Annotated in this window: 20 protein-coding genes, 1 tRNA gene and 1 other RNA gene; 15 read left to right on the forward strand and 7 right to left on the reverse strand. The window is 68.4% G+C overall.

The window, feature by feature from the left end; all coding sequences use genetic code 11:
• Positions 1-50 precede the first annotated feature (50 nt).
• Positions 51-2,777: a pyruvate dehydrogenase (acetyl-transferring), homodimeric type gene (gene aceE, locus ACU5E9_RS02355; protein ID WP_456812047.1), complete on the reverse strand. Its 2,727-nt coding sequence runs from the start codon at positions 2,775-2,777 to the stop codon at positions 51-53.
• 246 nt (positions 2,778-3,023) lie between these two features.
• Between aceE and ACU5E9_RS02360 the strand changes: the two genes are divergently transcribed.
• The 5 genes from ACU5E9_RS02360 to ACU5E9_RS02380 all read left to right on the forward strand — a co-directional run bounded on the left by ACU5E9_RS02360 (position 3,024) and on the right by ACU5E9_RS02380 (position 5,562).
• Entirely contained in the window at positions 3,024-3,503 is a 480-nt protein-coding gene (locus tag ACU5E9_RS02360) for a peroxiredoxin (protein ID WP_456812048.1), read from the forward strand.
• A gap of 53 nt (positions 3,504-3,556) precedes the next feature.
• Positions 3,557-3,632 (forward strand) — tRNA-Val (locus ACU5E9_RS02365).
• Between the two features lie 58 nt (positions 3,633-3,690).
• The gene (locus ACU5E9_RS02370; RefSeq protein ID WP_456812049.1) at positions 3,691-4,422 is read left to right on the forward strand and encodes a GAF and ANTAR domain-containing protein; all 732 of its coding nucleotides are present in this window, start codon (positions 3,691-3,693) and stop codon (positions 4,420-4,422) included.
• A 7-nt stretch (positions 4,423-4,429) separates the two neighbouring features.
• Complete coding sequence (locus tag ACU5E9_RS02375; protein ID WP_456812050.1) at positions 4,430-5,140, forward strand: GAF and ANTAR domain-containing protein; 711 nt, start codon at positions 4,430-4,432, stop codon at positions 5,138-5,140.
• An 83-nt stretch (positions 5,141-5,223) separates the two neighbouring features.
• Positions 5,224-5,562 carry a hypothetical protein gene (locus ACU5E9_RS02380; protein WP_456812051.1) on the forward strand — a complete coding sequence of 113 codons (339 nt, stop codon included), beginning with the start codon at positions 5,224-5,226 and terminating at the stop codon, positions 5,560-5,562.
• Positions 5,563-5,638: 76 nt separating this feature from the next.
• Here ACU5E9_RS02380 and ACU5E9_RS02385 read toward each other — a convergent pair whose 3' ends face one another.
• A complete protein-coding gene (locus tag ACU5E9_RS02385) occupies positions 5,639-6,499 on the reverse strand; it encodes a universal stress protein (RefSeq protein ID WP_456812052.1) in 861 nt (286 codons plus the stop codon).
• Entirely contained in the window at positions 6,496-7,428 is a 933-nt protein-coding gene (locus ACU5E9_RS02390) for a universal stress protein (protein ID WP_456812053.1), read from the reverse strand. Before ACU5E9_RS02390 ends, ACU5E9_RS02385 begins: the two co-directional genes overlap by 4 nt.
• Before the next feature lie 92 nt (positions 7,429-7,520).
• Here ACU5E9_RS02390 and ACU5E9_RS02395 point away from each other — a divergent pair, with 92 nt between their 5' ends.
• From ACU5E9_RS02395 to ACU5E9_RS02425, 7 genes are all read left to right on the forward strand, one after another.
• Positions 7,521-9,239: a sensor histidine kinase gene (locus tag ACU5E9_RS02395; RefSeq protein ID WP_456812054.1), complete on the forward strand. Its 1,719-nt coding sequence runs from the start codon at positions 7,521-7,523 to the stop codon at positions 9,237-9,239.
• Entirely contained in the window at positions 9,239-9,868 is a 630-nt protein-coding gene (locus tag ACU5E9_RS02400) for a response regulator (RefSeq protein WP_297371442.1), read from the forward strand. Before ACU5E9_RS02395 ends, ACU5E9_RS02400 begins: the two co-directional genes overlap by 1 nt.
• A gap of 5 nt (positions 9,869-9,873) precedes the next feature.
• Entirely contained in the window at positions 9,874-10,377 is a 504-nt protein-coding gene (locus ACU5E9_RS02405) for a DUF427 domain-containing protein (protein WP_456812055.1), read from the forward strand.
• A 21-nt stretch (positions 10,378-10,398) separates the two neighbouring features.
• Positions 10,399-11,220, forward strand: a complete 822-nt coding sequence (locus ACU5E9_RS02410; RefSeq protein ID WP_456812056.1) for a Nif3-like dinuclear metal center hexameric protein — start codon at positions 10,399-10,401, stop codon at positions 11,218-11,220.
• 55 nt (positions 11,221-11,275) lie between these two features.
• Entirely contained in the window at positions 11,276-12,013 is a 738-nt protein-coding gene (locus ACU5E9_RS02415; protein ID WP_456812057.1) for a zinc ribbon domain-containing protein, read from the forward strand.
• Positions 12,014-12,070: 57 nt separating this feature from the next.
• Positions 12,071-12,444: RNase P RNA component class A (gene rnpB, locus ACU5E9_RS02420), an RNA gene on the forward strand.
• 73 nt (positions 12,445-12,517) lie between these two features.
• Positions 12,518-12,895, forward strand: a complete 378-nt coding sequence (locus ACU5E9_RS02425; RefSeq protein WP_456812058.1) for a TIGR02611 family protein — start codon at positions 12,518-12,520, stop codon at positions 12,893-12,895.
• Between the two features lie 114 nt (positions 12,896-13,009).
• Here ACU5E9_RS02425 and ppgK read toward each other — a convergent pair whose 3' ends face one another.
• Positions 13,010-13,777 (reverse strand): polyphosphate--glucose phosphotransferase, encoded by a 768-nt coding sequence (gene ppgK, locus ACU5E9_RS02430; protein WP_456812059.1) that lies wholly within the window; start codon positions 13,775-13,777, stop codon positions 13,010-13,012.
• Positions 13,778-13,793: 16 nt separating this feature from the next.
• Positions 13,794-14,660 carry a type I methionyl aminopeptidase gene (gene map, locus ACU5E9_RS02435; protein WP_456812060.1) on the reverse strand — a complete coding sequence of 289 codons (867 nt, stop codon included), beginning with the start codon at positions 14,658-14,660 and terminating at the stop codon, positions 13,794-13,796.
• A gap of 12 nt (positions 14,661-14,672) precedes the next feature.
• On the opposite strand from map, the gene ACU5E9_RS02440 reads away from it, so the two are divergent.
• Entirely contained in the window at positions 14,673-14,861 is a 189-nt protein-coding gene (locus tag ACU5E9_RS02440; protein ID WP_456812061.1) for an SPOR domain-containing protein, read from the forward strand.
• Between the two features lie 13 nt (positions 14,862-14,874).
• Here ACU5E9_RS02440 and panB read toward each other — a convergent pair whose 3' ends face one another.
• Entirely contained in the window at positions 14,875-15,747 is an 873-nt protein-coding gene (panB, locus tag ACU5E9_RS02445; protein ID WP_456812062.1) for a 3-methyl-2-oxobutanoate hydroxymethyltransferase, read from the reverse strand.
• Between the two features lie 114 nt (positions 15,748-15,861).
• Here panB and glnA (ACU5E9_RS02450) point away from each other — a divergent pair, with 114 nt between their 5' ends.
• Positions 15,862-17,199 (forward strand): type I glutamate--ammonia ligase, encoded by a 1,338-nt coding sequence (gene glnA, locus ACU5E9_RS02450; RefSeq protein ID WP_066595282.1) that lies wholly within the window; start codon positions 15,862-15,864, stop codon positions 17,197-17,199.
• Positions 17,200-17,240: 41 nt separating this feature from the next.
• Positions 17,241-20,276: a bifunctional [glutamine synthetase] adenylyltransferase/[glutamine synthetase]-adenylyl-L-tyrosine phosphorylase gene (locus ACU5E9_RS02455; RefSeq protein WP_456812063.1), complete on the forward strand. Its 3,036-nt coding sequence runs from the start codon at positions 17,241-17,243 to the stop codon at positions 20,274-20,276.
• A 67-nt stretch (positions 20,277-20,343) separates the two neighbouring features.
• Here the strand turns inward: ACU5E9_RS02455 and glnA (ACU5E9_RS02460) are convergent, their stop codons facing one another.
• The gene (gene glnA / locus ACU5E9_RS02460; protein WP_456812064.1) at positions 20,344-21,768 is read right to left on the reverse strand and encodes a type I glutamate--ammonia ligase; all 1,425 of its coding nucleotides are present in this window, start codon (positions 21,766-21,768) and stop codon (positions 20,344-20,346) included.
• Between the last annotated feature and the right edge of the window lie 122 nt (positions 21,769-21,890).

Genomic DNA, 21,890 nt, shown 5'->3' on the forward strand with positions numbered 1-21,890 from the left:
CCAGGTGAGGGTTTGTTCCTTAGTCTTCGGCGCCGCTGCCACGGGGGCGGTTAGCTCTCGCCACCGGCCGAGCCGGTGTTGCCGGCGGAGACGTCGTGCAGGCTGTACTTGTCGATCGCCTGCTGGATGACGCTGCGGTCGAGTTCACCGCTGTTAGCCAGCTGCTGCAGGGTGCGCACCACGATCGACGGGCTGTCGATCTTGAAGAACCGGCGTGCGGCCGGACGGGTATCGGAGAAGCCGAAGTCGTCGGCGCCGAGCGTCGCGAAGTCGCCGGGCACGAACTGCCGGATCTGGTCGGGTACGGCGTGCATGAAGTCGGACACCGCAACGAACGGGCCGGCCGTGTCGGCGAGCTTGTCCGTGACGTACGCGGTGCGCGGCTCCTCGTTCGGGTAGAGGAAGTTGTGCTCCTCCGCAGCGAGGCCATCCCTGCGGAGCTCCGACCAGGACGTGACGGACCAGACATCGGCCGACACCCCCCAGTCCGCGGCGAGCAGGGCCTGCGCTTCGAGCGCCCACGGCACCGACACGCCCGAGGCCAGCAGCTGGGCCTTGGGGCCGTCCTGCGTGGACTCGGAGACGCGGTGGATGCCGCGGATGATGCCGTCGACGTCGACACCGGCCGGTTCGACGGGCTGGACCTGCGGCTCGTTGTACACGGTGATGTAGTACATGACGTTCGGGTCGGTGTGCGTCCCGCCGTACATCCGCTCCAGGCCGGAGCGCACGATGTGGCCGATCTCGTAGCCGAATGCGGGGTCGTACGACACCACGGCCGGGTTGGTCGACGCGAGCAGCGGCGAGTGGCCGTCGGCGTGCTGCAGGCCTTCACCGGTGAGGGTGGTGCGGCCGGCGGTGGCGCCGATCATGAATCCACGGGTCATCTGGTCGCCGGCGGCCCACATGGCGTCGCCGGTGCGCTGGAAGCCGAACATCGAGTAGAACACGTACACCGGGATGAGCGGTTCGCCCTGGGTGGCGTAGGACGTTCCGACGTTGGTGAACGCGGCGAGGGCGCCGGCCTCGTTGATGCCGACGTGGATGATCTGGCCCTGCGGGCTCTCCTTGTAGGCGAGCAGCTGAGCGTGGTCCACCGAGGTGTAGTGCTGGCCGTTGGGGTTGTAGATCTTCGCGTTCGGGAAGAACGCGTCGATGCCGAAGGTGCGGGCTTCGTCGGGGATGATCGGTACGATGCGGTGGCCGAAGTCCTTCGAGCGCAGCAGCTCCTTGAGCAGCCGGACGAACGCCATGGTCGTGGCGATCTCCTGCGTGCCGGAGCCCTTCTTGGTCACGGCGTAGGTCGCGTCGTCCGGCAGGTTGATCTGGGTGTACTTGCTCCGGCGTTCCGGCAGGTACCCGCCGAGCGCGCGGCGGCGCTCGTGCATGTACTGGATCGCCTCGTCGTTCTCACCGGGGGTGTAGTACGGCGGCTGGTACGGGTTCGCCTCGAGCTGCGCATCCGTGATCGGCACGTGCATGCTGTCGCGGAACGTCTTGAGGTTGTCCAGCGTCATCTTCTTCATCTGGTGCGTGGCGTTGCGACCCTCGAAGCTCGGGCCGAGGCCGTAACCCTTGACGGTCTTCGCGAGGATGACGGTGGGCTGGCCCTTGTGCTCCGAGGCGGCCTTGAATGCCGCGTAGACCTTGCGGTAGTCGTGGCCACCGCGCTTGAGGTTCCAGACCTCGTCGTCGGAGTAGCCCTCGACGAGCTTGAGCGCGCGCGGGTCGCGACCGAAGAAGTTCTCGCGCACGTAGGCGCCGCTCTCGGCCTTGTAGGTCTGGTAGTCGCCGTCGGTGGTGACGTTCATCAGGTTCAGCAGCGCACCGTCGGTGTCGCGGGCGAGCAGGTCGTCCCACTCGCGGCCCCAGACCACCTTGATGACGTTCCAGCCGGCGCCGCGGAAGAAGCTCTCCAGCTCCTGGATGATCTTGCCGTTACCGCGCACAGGGCCGTCGAGGCGCTGCAGGTTGCAGTTGACGATGAAGTTGAGGTTGTCGAGTCCCTCGTTGGCGGCGACCTGGAGCTGGCCGCGGCTTTCGACCTCATCCATCTCGCCGTCACCGAGGAACGCCCAGACCTGCTGGTCGCTGGCGTCCTTGATGCCGCGGTTGGTCAGGTAGCGGTTCAGCTGCGCCTGGTAGATCGCGTTGATCGGGCCCAGGCCCATCGACACCGTCGGGAACTGCCAGAACTCCGGCATGAGGCGCGGGTGCGGGTACGACGAGATGCCGTCGGGGGCGTGCGACTTCTCCTGGCGGAACCCGTCCAACTGGTTGGCGCTGAGGCGGCCCTCCAGGAAGGCGCGGGCGTAGGTGCCGGGGGAGGCGTGGCCCTGGATGAAGATCTGGTCTCCGCCGCCGGCGTGGTCCTGGCCGCGGAAGAAGTGGTTGAAGCCGGTCTCGTAGAGGGCGGCGGACGACGCGTAGGTCGAGATGTGGCCACCGACGGCGATGCCGGGACGCTGGGCGCGGTGCACGAGCACGGCGGCGTTCCAGCGGATCCATGCTCGGTAGCGGCGCTCGATGTCTTCATCGCCGGGGAACTCAGGCTCGTTGGCCGAGGCGATGGTGTTGATGTAGTCCGTGGTGGGCACCATCGGAACGTTGAGGTGCAGTTCCTTGGAGCGCTTGAGCAGGCTCAGCATGATCTCGCGCGCCCGGCCGGGGCCGTTGGCGGCGACAAGCGCGTCGAGGGATTGCGACCATTCGGATGTCTCGGCCGGATCGGCGTCCGAGTTGTCCATGGAGTACGGGTCCTGGTCGTTGACAGTCACACTCGACCTCTTTCTGTAGGGCAGATCGTGCTGGGGGAAGATCATGCCTGGATTAGGCGTGCCGGATTCAGCTTTGGAAAGGATCGCTTCCGAAAGGCACCCCGTCAGCCTAGTGATTCTTGCTGGGTAGCGCGTACGGGAACACGCGGGCGGGTCCCCTCCGGGTTGGTGAAGCCGGATCCGGCGACTAGGCTGCACTTTCGGATTCAGCCATCGTTCCCCGATGGCCGGAAAGGACACGCACCCATGGCTCTGGAGAATGACACCCAGGCACCCGACTTCGAACTCGTCAGCCAGTTCGGAGAGCGCATCCAGCTCAGCCGGTACCGCGGCGAGAAAGCCGTGGCGCTGGTGTTCTTCCCGCTGGCCTTCTCCGGTATCTGCAGCGGCGAGCTGTGCGAACTGCGGGACAACCTCGCGCTGTTCGCCGACAACAGCGTGGAACTGATCGGCATCTCGGTTGACTCCCGGCACACCCTGCGCGCCTGGGGTGAGCGGGAAGGGTACGGCTTCACCCTGCTGGCGGATTTCTGGCCGCACGGCGCCGTGGCGAAGGAATACGGTGTCTTCCTCGAGGACAAGGGATTCGCGAACCGGGCGACGTTCCTCATCGACACCCGCGGCATCATCCGGGCGAGTTTCATCACCGCACCGGGCCAGGCACGTTCGCTGGACGCGTACCGGGCCGCGCTGGAGGAGCTGCAGCCCGCCGCGCACGTTTCGTAGCCGTCCGGAATTGCCGCTAGGCTGATTCCATCCTTCCCGGCACGTGCCGGTCGGGGCCTTTAGCTCAGTTGGTAGAGCGCCACGTTTACACCGTGGATGTCATCGGTTCGAGCCCGGTAGGGCCCACCAGTTGCGAGGGTCGACATGGCAGCACAGCAACAGGCGCGGCTGCCGGTCGGGTGCAGGCATGGCTGACCGGCTCGCGTTCAGCGCCGCGGCCAGGGACCTGTCGATGGCCTTCGAACGACGGACCAGCCTGTGCCGCCCCTTCCTGCGGGCGCTTCCCGTCACGGGGGCCGCGATCTCCACCCTCGGGCCGACCTTCGGCAGCGAGACCGTGTGCGCCAGCGACACCGCCGCGGCGCGGATCGACGAGCTGCAATTCGACCTCGGCGAGGGCCCGTGCTGGGATGCCATGGCGGCACGGCGCCCCGTGTTCGCCGCTGACCTCAGCCGGGACAGCTCACGCTGGCCCCTGTTCGGAGAGGCCCTCGACCGCAGCCAGGCCGGGGCGCTGTTCGCTTTCCCGCTGGTCCTTGGGGCACTGAACATCGGTGCGGTCGACCTGTACAACACCCGCCCCGGCCCGCTCAGCGACGCCCAGATCGCTGACGCCACGGCCCTCTCCGGCATCTGCGCCCGGCAGGTGCTCCGGCGCAGCATCGCCGCCCTTCCTGCCCACGACGCCGAGGATGACGGGCCTGCGGAAGGCTTCTCCCGCCGCGAGGTGCACCAGGCCACCGGCATGGTGCTCGCGCAGCTGGGGGTGAGCGCGTCCGACGCAATCCTGGTCATCAACGCCTACGCCTTCGCGCGGGGCCGCACGGTGCGCGCTGTCGCGGCCGACATCGTCGCCCGCAGGATCGACTTCGCCAGCGAATGGGCCGACCCGTTGGAGCCCCCGCCCGAGTCCTTATGATGGAGTAATGGCGACCCAGACCCGTGAAGGCCAGCTTGTCGAGGCCTTCGTGACGCTCGCCGACACACTCGTCGTCGGCTACGACCTCGTGGACCTGCTGCACACCCTGGTGTCGCAGTGCGTCCCGCTGTTCGACGCGTCCGCCGCCGGCATCATCCTCACCGACAACACCGAGCTCGAGGTCGTCGCCTCCACCAACGAGCGCAGCCGCCTCGTCGAGATCCTCCAGCTGCGCAGTGGCAGCGGACCCTGCGTGGAGAGCGTGGTCACCGGACACCCCGTCGCCGTCCCCGACATCGACGCCTCGGGGCCGAAGTGGCCGCGGTTTCGCGCGGGTGCGCTCGAGCAGGGGTTCGCGTCGATGTTCTCGGTGCCGATGCGGCTGCGGACGGACACGATCGGTTCGCTCAACCTGTTCTGGGACCGCACCGGCGGCATCCCGGCCGTAGACGCGCCGACCGTCCAGGCCCTGGCCGACGTGGCCACCATCGGCATCCTGCAGGAGCGTGCGCTGCGGCGGAGCGACATCGCCCGCCAGCAGCTGCAATACGCCCTCAACAGCAGGGTCGTCATCGAACAGGCCAAGGGCGTCGTGTCATACACCCACTCCGCGAACATGGACGATGCGTTCACCATGATCCGCCGGCACGCGCGGGAGAACGGCATCCCTTTGGCGGAGGTCGCCGCCCGGATCGTCAGCGGAGACCTCGCCATTTAGTCCCCGCCGTCGTAGTATTGCGCTACAGCCCCAGACCCCGGTTGCGCCACGTCTCCAATCTCGAGAGTCCGCAGGGGTGCATCATGAAACGTATTTTCCATTCGGGCGGTTCAATCGTCACCGGCAATGAGCTGGCCGACGCGGTCATGCTCTACGCGGAAGCCCTGGGCAACCGCAATGAAACCGACCTGATCGACATCCCCGTCCTCGCCGCCGACGGCAGCCACGGCCGCGCGCAGATCCTGATCGGCTCGTCCAGCGCGCTGATGAGCGTCACCAGCGCCGACGGCGTCAGGGAACTGACCGAGCCTGCCACGAGCGACGCCATCAGGGACAAGGCCCGCTTCGGCGCCCGCCTGGCGTCGCTGGCCTGGGCCGGCGCCCCGCAGGGGTCGCCGCAGTTCGACGAGTTCGACTACTGAGCCCCTTCGACTACTGAGCCTCTTCGACTACTGAGTCTCTTCGACTACTGAGTCTCAGCGACGGGTAAGGGACAACTCAGGCGTTGGCGGCTGACGCCAGCGCCTGGGACTCCGCGGCGGAACCCGTTCCCCTGGCGATCAGGACCGGCACGTTGATGTTCATCAGGACGTCGTGGGTGACCGAACCGATCAGCGCGTGGTCGCCGTGCCTGGCCGACACTCCCAGGATGAGCAGGGCGGCGTCGAAGCTGGCGTCCAGCAACGCCTCCGCCGGGTCCCGGTGCGCCACCCGCCGCCTCACGGTGATCCGGTTCGCGGTGGCCGATGCGACCGCCGCAGCGTTGATCAGGAGCCGGGCGGTTTGCGGGCTGCGCTCGTCCGTCGCCTCTGAGCGGCCGGGGGGAGCGTAGACGAGCAGGAGGTCCTGGTCGAGCCGGTCGGCTTCCTGGGCTCCGATCCGCACAGCCGGCAGGCAGCCCTCGCTGCCGTCGACGCCGACGACCACGTCGTGGCGGGACTCGAGCGTCGTGTCGGGCACGATGGCGACGGAGCACCTGGCCGCGGAGGCGATCTGCACGCTGCGGGAGCCGAGCACCCGGCCGCGGAGGAACCCGGTCTTGTGTGTGCCGACGATCAGGAGGTCCTCCGGCTGCGGCAGCCGGGCCAGTTCCCAGGCGGTACCGCCGTGGACGATCCGGGTGGTCAGGGTCACCCCGGTGTGCAGGGCGGCGACCCGGTCGGACTCCTCGGCGAGCAGCTCCCTGGCCTGGCGTTCGGCGTCGGCGGAGGCGTCGCGGCCGACCAGGCCCCACTCGTCGTCGACGGTGTTGACCAATACCACTGCCGCGTTGCGTTCGGCGGCCCGGCGCACACCCCATCGCAGCGCGGCGCGGCTCGGGCCGGATCCGTCGACGCCGATGTAATAGGTGGCGTTCACCGGGACACGCCCGGCTCTTCGGCCGCGGCACGCCGCGGGGTTCGGGGAACGACGATCACCGGGCACGGCATGTTCAGGAGCACATCGTGGCTCACCGACCCCAGGATCAGCCCGGCGACCGCTCCGCGGCCGTGCGTTCCGACCACAAGCACCGCGGCCGACGCGGCCGCGCCGACCAGGGCCGGTGCCGCGGCACCCTGGGTGAGTTCAGTGCTGACCTCGAGTGCCGGATGGGTCGACCTGACCCGGTCCAGCGCGCGCGCCAGGATGTCGGTGTGCGCCTCGATGAGGGCATCGAACGGCACCGAGGCACCGAAATCGACGCCGAGGGTGGCCGGGATCGACCAGGCATGTACGAGCGTGAGGGGCAGGCCGCGCACGGTGGCCTCGGCCGCGGCGGCGGCCAGGGGAGCGTCCATCAACACGTCGTCCTCGACGCCGACGACAACGCTGTCACCACCGGCGGTCCAGCCGGTGGGCACGACGGCAACGGCGCACCGCGCGTGAGCCGCCAGGCGAAGCGGCAGGGTGCCGTGGACCGCGCCGACGAGGACGCCGGTTTTGTTCGTGCCGATGACGAGCAGGTCCGCGCCGGCAGATGCACGCACCAGTTCGTCGACGGGAGCGCCGCGCCGGACCACACTGGTGGGCTTCAGCCCGGCGTCTGCCCCGTCGACGTACCCGGCGGCCTCGGCCAGTGCACGTTCGTACGCGGGTTGGAAGTCATCGTCTGCGCCCTCGACCGGTGACCAGCCGAGTTCGACGACGGTGGTCAACTCCAGGTGGATGGGCATGGACCTGGCCCTGGCCAATGTCCAATCCAGGGCGGCGCGACTCGCGGGACCCCCGTCAACGGCTACGATCACTCTCTCAACCATGAGTTGATCTCCAGTTCTTCTTCCCGTGGTGCTTCGGGAGATGTCACACATCCAGAATGCGCCGGGGCGGAAATCAACGAAAGGGCCGAAGGTCCCAGTCAGGTACACTTTGGGCTAGCGCCGACCGAAAGGGGACGTATTCTGTGACCGTTCCTGAGACCAGGCTTTCCTTTCCCGACGGCCCGCGGTCCGCCCTCGACCAGGCGCTTTCCGAACTGGTCCTGAACGCCCAGAAGGTGCTCGCCACCCAGGGCCGGCTCCGTAGCCTGCTCCAGGCCAGTCAGGCCGTCGTCGAAGAACTCGACCTCGCCGCCGTCCTCCGCCGCATCGTCGACGTCGCGGTCGACCTCGTCGGCGCCCGGTACGGCGCCCTCGGCGTCATCGCCCCGAGCGGCATGCTCGAGCAGTTCATCCACGTGGGCATCTCCGATGAGGAGGCCGCCGAGATCGGGCACCTCCCCGCCGGCCATGGACTCCTCGGCGCCCTGATCGACGACCCGCACGCCATCCGACTGACCCACCTGGGTGCCGACCCGAGGTCCTCCGGCTTCCCCGCGCACCACCCGCCGATGGACAGCTTCCTCGGTGTTCCCGTCCGGGTGCGCGGCGAGGTGTACGGCAACCTCTATCTGTCCAACCAGATCTCCGGTGCCTTCAGCGAGGAGGACGAAGAGCTCTTGACCGCGCTGGCCGCCACCGCGGGCATCGCCATCGACAACGCCCGACTGTTCGACGAGACCCGCCGCCGCCAGCGCTGGTCGGCCGCCTCCGCCGAAATCAGTGCCGCACTGTTGTCCGACCGGGCGGATGCGTCACTCGAGCTGCTGGCCGAGCGGTTCGCCTCCCTGGCCGATGCCGACCTGGTCTGCGTGGTCCTGGCCGCCGGTGTCGACAACCTCATCGTCGACACGGCGCGGGGCAAGCAGGGCAAGCAGGTCAAGGGCCTGGTGATCCCCGCGGCCGGCACCACGGTCGGGCGGGCGTTCGAGAGCGGCCAGCCGATCCTCACCGCCGACGGCGGAGCCAGCCTCGACCAGGCGGATGCCCGCCTGGTGCTCGGACCGACCATGGTGATCCCGCTGCTCGCCGCCGGCCGTACCCACGGGGTCATGACAGTGTCCCGCTCCACGGGGCGCCCCCGCTTCACGACAAGCGACCTGGAGATGGCCGCCGACTTCGCCGGCCAGGCCAGCGTCGCCCTCGAGCTGGCCAGGGGACGCAGCGCCGGGCAGAAGCTCGCCCTGCTGGAGGACCGCAGCCGCATCGCCAGGGACCTGCACGACAACGTCATCCAGCGGGTCTTCGCCGCGGGGATCGGGTTGCAGGCCATCAGCGGTTCGGTCGAGGACCCGGATGTGCGCGAACGCATCATCGAGGAAGTCGTCGCCCTCGATGTCGCCATCGTGGAGATCCGCACCGCCATTTTCGCCCTCACCGCCCAGACCAGCCGGGATCGCGGCTCCATCCGGCACCGCGTCATCGACCTGCTCAGCGAACTCGCCTCGTTGTTCGAGCAGACGCCGCGGCTGGTCTTCACCGGGCCGATCGACCTCCTCACCCCGCCTGCGATGTCCGACGACATCGCCGCGGTCATCCGCGAGGGCCTGATGAACGTCATCCGTCACGCCGGCGCCACCGAGACGGTCGTGAACCTCAGCGTGGCCGACGATCTCGTCGTCATCGAGATCGTCGACGACGGGGTCGGCGTGGTCGAATCGGACCGTCGCAGCGGGCTGGCCAACCTGGAGGTGCGCGCCGAGCAGTGGGGCGGCGACCTCGTGCTCGAGAACCGGGCCAGGGGCGGCAGCCGCCTGCGCTGGACCGCCCCCATCGAACCTGAACCTGTACGAAAGGAATCGTGATGATCCGAGTCTTCCTGGTGGACGACCACGAGGTCGTGCGACGCGGAATCGCCGACATGATCAACGCCGAACCCGACCTCGAGGTCGTCGGCGAGGCCTCCACCGCCCGGCAGGCCGTCGCGCGGGTCGCGGCAACAGTGCCGGATGTCGCCGTGCTCGACGTTCGGCTGCCGGATGGCAGCGGAATCGACGTCTGCCGCACCATCCGCTCGGCGAACCCCGAGGTGCAGTGCCTGATGCTCACCGCCTACGACGACGACGAGGCGAGCTACTCCGCCGTCCTGGCCGGGGCCGCCGGTTACGTCCTCAAGGACATCCGCGGCCAGCACCTCGTCGAGTCCATCCGCCGGGTCGCCAGGGGGGAGTCCCTCGTGCAGAAGGCCGTCACCCGCAAGGTCGTCACCGAGCTCACCGGAACCGCCGCGGACTCGCCCACCTCCAACCTCACCACCCGGGAACGCCAGGTCCTTGAGCTCATCGCGGAGGGCCTGACCAACCGGCAGATCGGCGACCAGCTCGACCTGGCCGAGAAGACCGTGAAGAACTACGTCTCCGGCCTGCTCGCCAAGCTCGGAATGGCCCGGCGTACGCAGGCGGCCGTGTACGGCGCCGGCCTGCGGCCACGGTAGCGATGATGAGCGGTTCCGCTCTGCGCCATCCGGCGCCTGGACCCGGCCAGGAGTCGGTGTGGGACTACCCGCGCCCGCCCCGGGTCGAACCGAGCCGGGAACACATCGTGCTTCGGTTCAACGGAGCGGTGATCCTCGACACCCGGGACAGCGTCCGGGTGCTCGAGACCAGCCATCCGCCCACCTACTACCTGCCAAGGGACGCCTTCGCCCCCGGCGTTCTGCGGCCCGTCAACGGGCACAGCATCTGCGAGTACAAGGGCCTGGCCGGGTACCTGGCCATCGTCGTGGGTGATCGCCGGCTGGACGCCGTCGCCTGGTACTACCCCACCCCGGAGCCGGGCTTCGAGGCCCTGGCCGGCCGGGTAGCCGTGTACCCGGGCCGGCTGGACGAGTGCCGGGTGGACGGTGAGATCGTGCGCGCCCAGCCGGGCGACTTCTACGGCGGCTGGATCACCGACCGGATCGTCGGACCGTTCAAGGGCGCGCCGGGCACGCTCGGCTGGTGAGTCGGCTAGTAGGCTGGCGTGGTGTCATTCTCGCTCGCTGATGTAGCCCGGATTTCCCATGACCTGTGGCCGCTTTCCGGTGCAGAGGACTGGGACGCGCCGGGCCTGCTCAGCGGCGACCCCGCCAGCCGGGTGGACTCCATCCTGCTGGCCGTCGACGTGGTCGCCGACACCGTCGCCGAGGCCGTCGAGTCCGGGGCCGATCTGCTGCTGGCCCACCACCCCCTCCTCCTGCGCGGGGTCACCAGCGTGGCAGAGGACCGCTACAAGGGCGCGCTGCTGGCGCGCCTGATCCGGGCCGACTGCGCCCTCCTGGCTGCGCACACCAACGCCGATGTCGTCGCCGACGGCGTTTCCGACGTGTTCGCCCGCAGGCTGGGCCTGACCGACGTGCGTCCGATCACCGCCGGCGCCGCAGCCGGCACCGGCATCGGCCGGGTCGGCCGCCTGCCGGAACCAGTGACCCTTGGCACCCTCGCCCGGCTCCTGGCCGAGCTGGTGCCTCCGACGGCGTCGGGTGTCAGGGTCGCCGGCGGATACTCGGACGTGATCGAAACCGTCGCCCTCTGCGGCGGCGCGGGGGACTCGCTCCTGCGGGAATCCCTCGTGCTCTCCGCCGACGTCTTCATCACCTCAGACCTGCGCCACCACCCGGCGTCCGAATCCCGGGAGCAGTCCGGCGTCGCCGGTGGTGGTCCAGCCCTCATCGACGTGTCACACTGGGCCAGCGAGTGGCTCTGGCTGGACACTGCGGCCGCGCAGCTGGCCGAACGGCTGCCCGGCGTCGCCATCTCGGTCAGCGACCTGCGCACCGATCCGTGGGATTTCGTCGTCACCCAGTGAGCCAAGGCCCACCCCCGGTTTTTTCCAACTCCATAATCATGAAGGTCAGGTCATTGTGAAGGCATCTCCAGTTGAGCAGAAGGAGCTCCTGCGGCTCCAGGCCATGGACACCAAGCTTCAGCAGGTCGAGCACCAGGCCAAGGCGCTCCCGCAGCACGCTGCTCTCGCGGCTTTGGGTCGTACCCTCGACGCCTCCAAGACCGTCCTGACCGGCCGTACCGGTGAGGTCGAGGACGCGCGTATCGAGCTCGGCCGCATCGAGTCCGATGTCGAGGTCGTCGAGAAGCGCATCGCCAGGGACACCGAGCGGGCCCAGCACACCTCGTCGATCAAGGACGTGCATGCCTTCGAGACCGAGCTCGCCGCCCTGGCCAAGCGTCTCGGCGCCCTCGAGGAGATCGAGCTGGCCGTGATGGAGCGGCTCGAGGAGAAGGAAGCTCGCGTTGCGGAGACGGAGGCCGAGCGTGCCACCACGGCCGCGGAGGTGGCCGGCATCGAGGCCGAGCGGGACGCCCTGCTGGTGGACCTCAACCGGCAACTGGGCGAACTGGCCAGGGACCGGTCGGCCATCGCATCCGCCATCGGTGCTGACCTGGCCGCGCTCTACGAGAAGCGCCGGGTGGTGGGCCGCGGCAACGCTGCCGCACTGCTGCGCGCCCGCACCTGCAGCGGCTGCACGATGACCCTCACCGGCAGCGACCTCGAAGAGGTCAGGGCTGCCCCGGCCGACGAGATCGTCTTCTGCCCGGACTGCGGCGCGATCCTGGTGCGCACCGAAGAATCCGGCATCTGAGCACCGGCCCGCGGTTTACGCATCGGCGCCGCGGGCCTGTAGGCTCGGTCAACGGAATGGGTCGGCAAGACGGTCGCGTCATCCCGGGTTCTTCGGAGCCGGGGATGCCGAGGAACGTCCGGGCTCCACAGAGCAGGGCGGTGGGTAACACCCACCCGGGGCAACCCGCGAGACAGTGCCACAGAAAGTAGACCGCCGCAGGCCCAGGCCCGCGGTAAGGGTGAAACGGTGGTGTAAGAGACCACCAGCGGCCAGGGTGACCTGGCCGGCTAGGTAAACCTCGTCCGGAGCAAGGTCGAACAGGAAACGCCAAGGCGGCTCGCCGAGTTTCCGGGTAGACCGCTAGAGGGCTGCGGCAACGTAGTCCCGAGATAGATGGCCGTCCAGGGCGAAAGCCCAGACAGAACCCGGCGTAATAGCCGGCCCATTCCACTCTTGCTGGGAATCGGATGCACGTCGGCGAAGAGTTGGCGCATTCCCAGCCGGGGCTCCTACGCTGGCCCCATGAGCACATCCGGGACCCAGACCAGCGCCGCGGTGACGCCCCTCCGGGTGCCCCCGGCCAGACGCTGGTCCCGCCTCCGTGGGGCGCTCACCAGTTCACGGGCCTGGATTCACCGGCACCCGCGTATCCGGGCGCCGTATCGTGTGCTCGTTGCCGTTGCCGGCCTGGCCGTCATCACGGTGGGCCTGATCCTGGTGCCCCTTCCCGGTCCGGGCTGGCTGATCGTGTTCGTCGGCGTCGCCGTCCTCGGCACCGAGTTCCCTGCCGCGCACCGGCTCACCCAGCTGGTCCGCCGCCAGGCCCGGCGGGTGCAGGAGTGGTGGCGCGCACGCCAGGAACGCAACTCGGCCCGGCCCGGCACGCAATCGGCCGCCTGACCCGCCGCCGGCGCCTGCCACAGGCCGAGCCTGCCTTAGACCGAGCCGGCCTCAGGCCGAGCCTGCCTCAGGCCGAGCCAGCGTCAGACCCAGCCGGCCTCAGACCGGTCCGCGTCAGACAGTGCGCGGGGCGTGCGTCGCGGCCAGGGCCGCCGCGCCCAGGATGCCCGCGTTGTTGCGGTGCACGGCCGGGATGATTCGGGTGTTCAACTTCAGCAGCGGGAGGAAGTCCTCGTGGTGCTTGGAGACGCCGCCACCGACGATGAACAGGTCGGGGGAGAAGAGGGCCTCCAGGCGGGAGTAATACTTCTGCAGCCGGCCGGCCCACTTCGACCAGCTCAGGTCCTCGCGTTCCTTGGCCGAGAACGCGGCGCGGGTCTCGTAGTCGACACCGTCGATTTCGAGGTGGCCGAACTCGGTGTTGGGCACCAGTGCGCCGTCGTTGATCAGTGCGGTGCCGATGCCGGTGCCCAGGGTGGTGAGCAGCACGACCCCGTCGACGCCTTTGGCGGCACCGAAGGTGGCTTCGGCGTAGCCGGCGGCGTCGGCGTCGTTGACGAAGTGGATGGGCACGCCGAGCCCCTTCTCGAACAGGGACTCAGCGGCGAGCCCGATCCACTTGTCCGAGACGTTGGCCGCGGACATGGTGTGGCCGTTCTTCACGATGGCCGGAAAACAGACCCCGATGGGCAGGTCCCCGGCGCCGGCCGAGACGGTGGCCAGGATCTGCCGTGTGGTCTCGACGATGTCCTGCGGGCGGCCGCCCTTGGGGGTGGGCAGCTTGACGCGGTCGGAAAGCAGGGCGCCGGTGGAGAGGTCCACCACTGCTCCCTTGATGCCGGTTCCGCCGATATCGATGCCGATGGCAGTGGATGAACTCATTGGAACAATCTACCGGCTAGACGACGGTGAGGATTTCGGCGCCGCGCTCGGTCACGACGAGGGTGTGCTCGAACTGCGCCGTGATGCTGCGGTCCCGGGTCAGCACGGTCCAGTCATCGGCCCACATGTCCCACTCGCTGGTGCCCAGGGTCAGCATCGGCTCGATGGTGAACACCATCCCGACCTCCATCACGGTGTCGTACTGGGGTGCGGAGTCATAGTGCGGGATGATCAGGCCGGAGTGGAAGGCGTCGCCGACGCCGTGGCCGGTGAAGTCCCGCACAACGCCGTAGCCGAACCGGCGGGCGTACGACTCGATGGTGCGACCGATCACATTGACCTGACGGCCGGGCGCGACGGCCTTGATGCCACGCGCCAGGGCCTCCCTGGTGCGCTCCACCAACTGGGTGACCTCTTCCGAGGCCTCGCCGACGATGAAGGTGACGTTCGAATCCCCGTGCACGCCGTTCTTGTACGCGGTGATGTCGATGTTGACGATGTCGCCGTTCTCCAGGACGGTGTCATCGGGGATGCCGTGGCAGATCACTTCGTTCACCGACGAGCAGAGCGACTTGGGGTAACCCCGGTAACCGAGGGTCGACGGGTACGCGTCGTTGCGCAGCAGGAACTCGTGGCCGACCCGGTCGAGCTCCTCGGTGGTGACGCCGGGCACGACGGCCCTCCCCACGGCCTGGATCGCTTCGGCGGCGATCCGGCCGGACTCCCGGATGAGTTCGATGCGTTCGGGGGAGTACACGTCCGAGCCCGTGAAGCGGGCGGGCGCGGTGTGCCCGACGTATTCCGGTCGATCGATGTGGGCGGGAACGGAACGGTGGTTGGACACGGTTCCCGGAATGAGGTGACCGGCAGAATCCTTAGGCATAGGATCAAGCTTATGGCCGAAGATACTGAACACCAGTTCTGGTACAACATGCGCACGGGCGCCGTCGAGCAGGGTTTGTTGTCGCCGTCCATCGACAGGGTCGGACCGTTCTCGACCTTCGATGAGGCGACGCACGCCCTCGACAAGCTGCGCTCGAACAGCGCCAAATGGGCAGAGGACGACGCCGCCGACGACCGCTGAGTCGCGGTCCTCGCTACTCGTAGCTGTGCTCTGCGCCGGGGTAGGCGCCGGAGTCCACGTCGTCCTTGAAGGCGTGGACGGCGTCGGTGAGCACGCCGCGCAGGTTGGCGTACTGCCGCACAAACCGCGGCACCCGCCCGGCCGTCAGGCCGGCGAAGTCGGTCCAGACCATCAGCTGGCCGTCGACGCCGGGGCCGGCACCGACACCGATGGTGGGGATGTCCAGGCGCTCGGTGACCTGCGCCGCAATCTCTGAGGGCACCATCTCCAGCACCACAGCGAACGCACCGGCATCCTGCACGGCGAGGGCATCCGCGATCAGCGCGTCAGCACCGGCGCCGCGGCCCTGGATGATGTGCCCGCCCAGGCCGTGTTCGCTCTGCGGAGTGAAACCGATGTGCGCCATCACCGGGATCCCGGCCGAAACGATGCGCTTGATCTGCTTGCGGCTGCGTACGCCGCCTTCCAGCTTCACGGCGTGCGCCTGGGCCTCCTTCATGAACCGCACCGCGGTGCGGAGAGCCTCGGACGGCCCGGTCTCGTAGCTGCCGAAGGGCATGTCCGCCACGACCAGGGCGCGGGTGACCGCGCGCGCCACCGCGCGGGTCAGCGGAATGAGTTCGTCGACCGTGACCGGCAGCGTGGTCTCGTAGCCGAACACGTTGTTGCCCGCAGAATCGCCCACGAGGAGGAAGTCGATGCCGGCCTCGTCGAAGATCTGCGCCGTCATCATGTCGTAGCTGGTCAGGCCCGTGATCGGGATGCCCTGTTGCTTCGCGTTCTGGAAATGTCTGGTGCGCACCCGCTTGGGCCCGGGGGGAGCGCTGACGTACGGGTTCTGCACCTCGACGGCGTTGGCGGCGTCCGGTGTGGGTGATTCTGGCATGGCTTCAGTGTACTCAGCGCCCGATTCCGCGACCCATTCATCGTTGCGATCAGCCGGTTATGACCCGCGGACGGACGGCAGCCGGTAGCCTAGGTGCAACAAGAAAGGGCGTGAATGGACAAGCAGCGCGACTTCGTTCTTCGGACCATCGAGGAACGGGGTATCAAGTTCATTCGACTATGGTTCACCGACGTGGTCGGCACCCTGAAGTCGGTGGCCATTGCGCCCGCCGAGGTGGAGGGTGCCTTCGCCGAGGGCCTCGGATTCGACGGCTCCGCCATCGAAGGCCTCACCCGCTCGTTCGAGGCCGATGTGCTGGCCCACCCCGACCCCACCACGTTCCAGATCCTGCCCTGGCGGGGCGAGGTGGACCCGACGGCGCGGATGTTCTGCGACATCACCACCCCGGATGGCCAGCCTGCGGTCGCTGACCCGCGCAACGTGCTCAAGCGGACCCTCGCCAAGGCGGCCGAGCGTGGCTTCACGTTCTACACACACCCCGAGATCGAGTTCTACCTGCTCAAGTCGTCCAAGTTCGGCAAGAACGGTCCCGTCCCGGTCGATTCCGCCGGCTACTTCGACAACGTGCCCGGCGGCACCGCGCACGACTTCCGCCGCCGTTCCGTGCGCATGCTGGAAGATCTCGGCATCTCCGTCGAGTTCAGCCACCACGAGGCCGGCCCCGGCCAGAACGAGATCGACCTGCGTTACGCCGATGCGCTGACCACGGCCGACAACATCATGACCTTCCGCACCGTCATCAAGGAGGTGGCGATCGAGCAGGGCGTCTACGCGACGTTCATGCCCAAGCCGCTCTCCGACCAGCCCGGCTCCGGCATGCACACCCACCTCTCCCTGTTCGAGGGCGACACCAACGCCTTCTACGAGGCCGGCGCGCAGTACCAGCTGTCCACGACGGGTCGCCAGTTCATCGCTGGGCTGCTGCGGCACGCGCCGGAGATCACGGCAGTGACCAACCAGTTCGTCAACTCCTACAAGCGGCTCTGGGGTGGCGACGAAGCGCCCAGCTTCGTCTGCTGGGGGCACAACAACCGTTCCGCGCTCATCCGGGTGCCGCTGTACAAGCCGAACAAGGGCCAGAGTTCCCGCATCGAGTACCGCGCGATCGACTCCGCAGCGAACCCGTACCTCGCGTACTCGTTGATGCTCGCCGCCGGGCTCAAGGGCATCGAAGAAGGTTACGAGCTTCCCCCGGAAGCCGAGGACAACGTGTGGGGGCTCAGCGACACCGAGCGTCGTGCGCTCGGCTACCACCAGCTGCCCGCCAGCCTCGACCACGCCATCCAGTACATGGAGGAGTCGGAGCTCGTCGCCGAGACGCTGGGGGAGCACGTCTTCAACTACGTGCTGCTCAACAAGCGCCAGGAATGGCGCGAGTACCGCTCCCAGGTCACCCCCTTCGAACTCAATAAGAACCTCGAGATGCTCTAGGGACACGTCCACGACAGGGCAGCTCGGTTAAGGGACAGAACATGGCGCGAGAACAGCTGACCCTGACAGACCTCGCTCGCGTGGGCTTCGCCGATCTCGGCGAGGCCCGCGCCCGTCTCGACGAGGTGAGCGAGCTGGGCGGGTCGGATCCTTCCGACCTCTTCCCGCTGCTCAGCCGGGCCGCGAACCCCGACGCGGCGCTCTTCGCCGTGCTGTCGCTCGTGCGCCAGGCCCCGGCCGAGTTCGACGCCCTCCGGCGGCATCCCGGTGCGCTGCAGCGGCTGGTCCTCGTGGCGGGGGCGTCGACCGGGCTGACCGACTTCTTCCTGCGGCACCCGGCCGAACTGTCCGTGCTGCACGAGAAGACGACGGTACTGCCCAGCCTGGCCGCGCTGACCGCAGACCTCCTCGCCGCAGTGCACGCGACGGATGGATTCGCCGACCTCCTCGAGGACGACGGCTGGGTGGCGCTGCGGGTCCGGTACCGCCGCCGGCTCGCCGAACTGGCAGCGTACGACCTGGAGCAGGCCGATCCCATCGCCGGGCTCGACCTGATCGCACGCCAGCTGGCGCACCTGGCCGCCGCCGCCCTCGAGGCCTCCCTCGCCGTCGCCAGGGGCATGATCTCCGGGCCGGTCGCCGCGCACGGTGTCTTCCTCGTCGATGAGGTGCGCCGGACCAAACTCGCCGTGATCGGCATGGGCAAGGCCGGGGCGGGCGAACTCAACTACGTCAGCGACGTCGACGTCATTTTCGTCGCCGAGGGCGACGAAGCCGCCGGGCTCGCCACCGGCCGGGCCGTCGACATCGCCACCCGGCTCGCGATCCTCATGATGCGGGGACTGAACCAACCGAGCATGGAACCCGAACTGTGGGAGGTCGACCCCAACCTCCGCCCGGAGGGCAAATCCGGCGCGCTTGTGCGCTCCCTCGATTCGCACATCGCGTACTACGACCGCTGGGCGAAAAGCTGGGAGTTCCAGGCGCTGCTGAAGGCGCATCCGCTGGCAGGCGACCTGGACCTCGGTTCGCGCTACGTCGCCGCCGTCGCCCCGAAGGTCTGGACCAGCGCCAGCCGGGAGAACTTCGTGGATTCCGTGCAGCGGATGCGCGAACGCGTCACCAGCAACATCCCGGCGGACGAGGTCGCCGTGCAACTCAAGCTCGGCCCGGGCGGGCTGCGGGACATCGAGTTCACCGTGCAGCTCCTCCAGCTCGTGCACGGCCAGGCGGACCCCGACGTTCGCCAACCCGGCACGCTCCCGGCCCTGGCGGCTTTGGCCGAATCCGGCTACGTCGGACGCGCGGAGGCCGCCGAATTCGCCCAGGACTACCGGATGCTCCGGCTGATGGAACACCGCCTGCAACTGGACCGGCTGCGCCGCACCCACCTGCTCCCTCGGGACGAGGCCGGCCTGCGGGTGCTGGCACGGGCGACCGGGCTGGCCACCAGCGCGGCCGCGCTGACAACCCGGTGGGAGGCCACCAAGCATCGTGTGCGCGGCCTGCACGAACGGTTGTTCTACCGGCCGTTGCTCTCCGCCGTCGCCGCGCTGCCGGCCGAGGGACTCAATCTCACCAGTGCCCAGGCCGAGGCCCGGCTCGCCGCCATCGGCTTCCGGAACACGGCGGGAGCCCTGGCCCACATCGCCGCTCTCACCGGCGGCGTCTCACGCCGCGCAACCATCCAGCAGCACCTGCTGCCCGTGATGCTGCAGTGGTTGTCCGACGGCGCCGACCCGGACTACGGCCTGCTGGCCTTCCGCCGCCTGAGCGACAGCCTGGGCTCGACCTACTGGTTCCTCAGGATGCTGCGGGACTCCTCCGGCGCGGCCGAACGGTTGACCAAGGTGCTCTCGGCCTCCCGGTACGTGGGGGAGCTCTTCGAGACCATTCCGGAGGCCGTCGCCTGGCTGGAACACGACGACGAACTGCGGCCACGCCCGCTGGCGGTCCTGCAGGACGAGGCCCGCGCCGTCCTGGCCCGGCACGGCAGCCCCGATGCGGCGGCATCGGTGCTGCGCACCAGCCGGCGCCGGGAGATGCTGCGCCTGGCCCTCTCCGCCATCCTCGGCCGGATCAGCATCGACGAGCTCGCGGCAGGCCTGACGGATGTGGCGACGGTGATCATCCAGGGTGTGCTCGGCGCCATCCGCGGCACCGGGCTCACCGGCGACGACGGCCCGCTGGCCCCGGACGGTATCGAGTTCGCGGTGATCGCGATGGGACGGTTCGGGGGAGCCGAACTGGGTTTCGGTTCCGACGCCGACGTGATGTACGTCTTCCGCCCCGGCGCTCTGGAGGGCGGTGCGGCGCACGACCGGGCCACCTTCATCGTGCGGGAGCTGAACCGGCTCACCGACGACAGCAGGCTGCCGTTCGACCTCGACATCGGCCTGCGCCCCGAGGGCAAGAACGGCGCCGTGGTGCGCTCCATCGACTCCTACCAGGCGTATTACCGCCGGTGGTCGTTGACCTGGGAGGCGCAGGCGCTGCTCCGCGCCCACGGTATCGCGGGCGAGCCCGCCCTGCTGGTGGACTTCCACGCGGTGATGGACACCGTGCGCTACCCGGCGGCGATCGCCGAACAGGACGTGCGTGAGATCAAGCGCATCAAGGCGCGCGTGGAGAACGAACGGCTGCCCCAGGGCGCTGACCCGAACCGGCACCTCAAGCTCGGCCGGGGCTCATTGAGCGACGTGGAATGGTTCGTGCAGCTGCTCCAGCTGCAGCACGCCGCTGCGCTGCCGTCGTTGCGCACCACGTCCACGCTGGATGCACTCGAGGAAGCCGCCCGGCACAGTTTCGTGACCGACGCCGAAGCTGGCACCCTCCGGGCGGCCTGGCTGCTCGCCTCCCGGTGCCGCTCGGCCATCACGCTGTGGTCGAACAAGACCGCGGACGTGCTGCCCAGCGACCGGATGCAGCTGGACGGGGTGGCCCGCCTGCTGGAGTACCCGCCGGGCTCCGCGAACCAGCTGGAGGAGGACTACATGTCTGTCACTCGCCGGGCCCGCGCCGTGTTCGAGCGCCGGTTCTACGGCCCGGTGGAGCGTCCAGGCCCGTTCTCGGGTTAACTGCAGCGGGACCGCACCGGAAGGTGCGGTCCCGCTGTCGTTCACTCAGTGGTGAACTGGGTGGTGCTTAGACGCCGTAGTACAGTTCGAACTCGAACGGGTGCGGGCGCTGCGCGAGGGGCTTGATTTCCTTCTCGCGCTTGTAGTCGATCCAGGTCTCGATGAGCTCCGGGGTGAAGACGTTGCCGGCGAGCAGGAAGTCGTGGTCGGCCTCCAGCGCCTGCAGGGCCTCTTCGAGGGAAGCGGGAACCTGGGGGATGTTCTTGGCCTCTTCGGGCGGCAGCTCGTAGAGGTCCTTGTCGACGGGCTCGTGCGGCTCGATGCGGTTCTTGATCCCGTCGAGGCCGGCCATCAGCTGTGCGGCGAACGCGAGGTACGGGTTGCCGGAGGCGTCGGGGGCGCGGAACTCGAGGCGTTTGGCCTTGGGGTTCGTGCCGGTGATCGGGATGCGGATCGAGGCGGAGCGGTTACCGGCCGAGTAGACCAGGTTGACCGGGGCTTCGAAGCCGGGGACCAGGCGGTGGTAGGAGTTGACGCTCGGGTTCGTGAAGGCCAGAACGGCCGGCGCGTGCTTGAGCAGGCCACCGATGTACCAGCGGGCGACGTCGGAGAGTCCGCCATAGCCGGCTTCGTCGTAGAACAGCGGCTTGCCGTCGGCCCAGAGGGACTGGTGGGTGTGCATGCCGGAGCCGTTGTCGCCGAAGAGCGGCTTGGGCATGAACGTTGCGGTCTTGCCCCACTCGTGGGCGGTGTTCTTGACGATGTACTTGAACTTCAGCAGGTCGTCGGCCGCGTGCACCATGGTGTCGAACTTGTAGTTGATCTCACCCTGGCCGCCGGTGCCGACCTCGTGGTGGCTGCGCTCGAGGATCAGGCCGGCGTCGATGAGCTTGAGGCAGATGTCGTCGCGCATGTCGGCGTGCTGGTCGACCGGGCTGACCGGGAAATAGCCGCCCTTGAACGGGGTCTTGTTGGCGAGGTTGCCGCCCTCTTCCTTGCGCCCGGAGTTCCAGGCGCCTTCGCTGGAGTCGACGGAGTAGAAGCTGGTGTGCTGGTTGACCTCGTAGCGCACGTCGTCGAAGATGTAGAACTCGGCCTCAGAGCCGAAGTAGGCAGTGTCGCCGATGCCGGTGGAGGCGAGGTACTTCTCGGCCTTCTTGGCCACCTGGCGCGGGTCCTTGGCGTAGATCTCGCCGTTGCGCGGGTTGTAGATGTCGAACAGCATGATCAGGGTGCGCTCGGCGCGGAACGCGTCGATGTAGGCGCTGGTCACGTCGGGGATGAGCTGCATGTCCGATTCGTGGATCGACGCGAAACCGCGGATCGAGGAGCCGTCGAACATCTGGCCGACGGTGAAGAAGTCCTCGTCAACCGTCGATGCGGGGATGTTGAAGTGCTGCTGCACACCGGGCAGGTCGGTAAAACGGAGATCAAGGAACTTGACATCGGTGTCCTTGATGAACGAGAGCACTTCGGACGAATCGCGGAACATGCGGGTTTACTCCAAACGACGTAGGCGTGGGTGACTAGAAATGTCGCACACTGCGGCTTCCCCGACCCTATTACGGGCGGGTTACTTAAGAATGACGCTTATGTTTCCTCCATGTTACAGAG

The organism is Cryobacterium sp. AP23, assembly GCF_054075385.1.

Excerpts from the sequence above, each read along its gene's own strand:
- map (WP_456812060.1), bottom strand. The coding sequence starts at position 14,660 with ATGCCTAAGGATTCTGCCGGTCACCTCATTCCGGGAACCGTGTCCAAC.
- ACU5E9_RS02360 (WP_456812048.1), top strand. The coding sequence starts at position 3,024 with ATGGCTCTGGAGAATGACACCCAGGCACCCGACTTCGAACTCGTCAGC.
- ACU5E9_RS02440 (WP_456812061.1), top strand. The coding sequence starts at position 14,673 with ATGGCCGAAGATACTGAACACCAGTTCTGGTACAACATGCGCACGGGC.
- ACU5E9_RS02380 (WP_456812051.1), top strand. The coding sequence starts at position 5,224 with ATGAAACGTATTTTCCATTCGGGCGGTTCAATCGTCACCGGCAATGAG.
- ACU5E9_RS02400 (WP_297371442.1), top strand. The coding sequence starts at position 9,239 with ATGATCCGAGTCTTCCTGGTGGACGACCACGAGGTCGTGCGACGCGGA.
- ACU5E9_RS02405 (WP_456812055.1), top strand. The coding sequence starts at position 9,874 with ATGAGCGGTTCCGCTCTGCGCCATCCGGCGCCTGGACCCGGCCAGGAG.
- ACU5E9_RS02375 (WP_456812050.1), top strand. The coding sequence starts at position 4,430 with ATGGCGACCCAGACCCGTGAAGGCCAGCTTGTCGAGGCCTTCGTGACG.
- panB (WP_456812062.1), bottom strand. The coding sequence starts at position 15,747 with ATGCCAGAATCACCCACACCGGACGCCGCCAACGCCGTCGAGGTGCAG.
- ACU5E9_RS02390 (WP_456812053.1), bottom strand. The coding sequence starts at position 7,428 with ATGTGTGACATCTCCCGAAGCACCACGGGAAGAAGAACTGGAGATCAA.
- ACU5E9_RS02455 (WP_456812063.1), top strand. The coding sequence starts at position 17,241 with ATGGCGCGAGAACAGCTGACCCTGACAGACCTCGCTCGCGTGGGCTTC.
- ACU5E9_RS02370 (WP_456812049.1), top strand. The coding sequence starts at position 3,691 with ATGGCTGACCGGCTCGCGTTCAGCGCCGCGGCCAGGGACCTGTCGATG.
- ppgK (WP_456812059.1), bottom strand. The coding sequence starts at position 13,777 with ATGAGTTCATCCACTGCCATCGGCATCGATATCGGCGGAACCGGCATC.
- ACU5E9_RS02425 (WP_456812058.1), top strand. The coding sequence starts at position 12,518 with ATGAGCACATCCGGGACCCAGACCAGCGCCGCGGTGACGCCCCTCCGG.
- glnA (WP_066595282.1), top strand. The coding sequence starts at position 15,862 with ATGGACAAGCAGCGCGACTTCGTTCTTCGGACCATCGAGGAACGGGGT.
- glnA (WP_456812064.1), bottom strand. The coding sequence starts at position 21,768 with ATGTTCCGCGATTCGTCCGAAGTGCTCTCGTTCATCAAGGACACCGAT.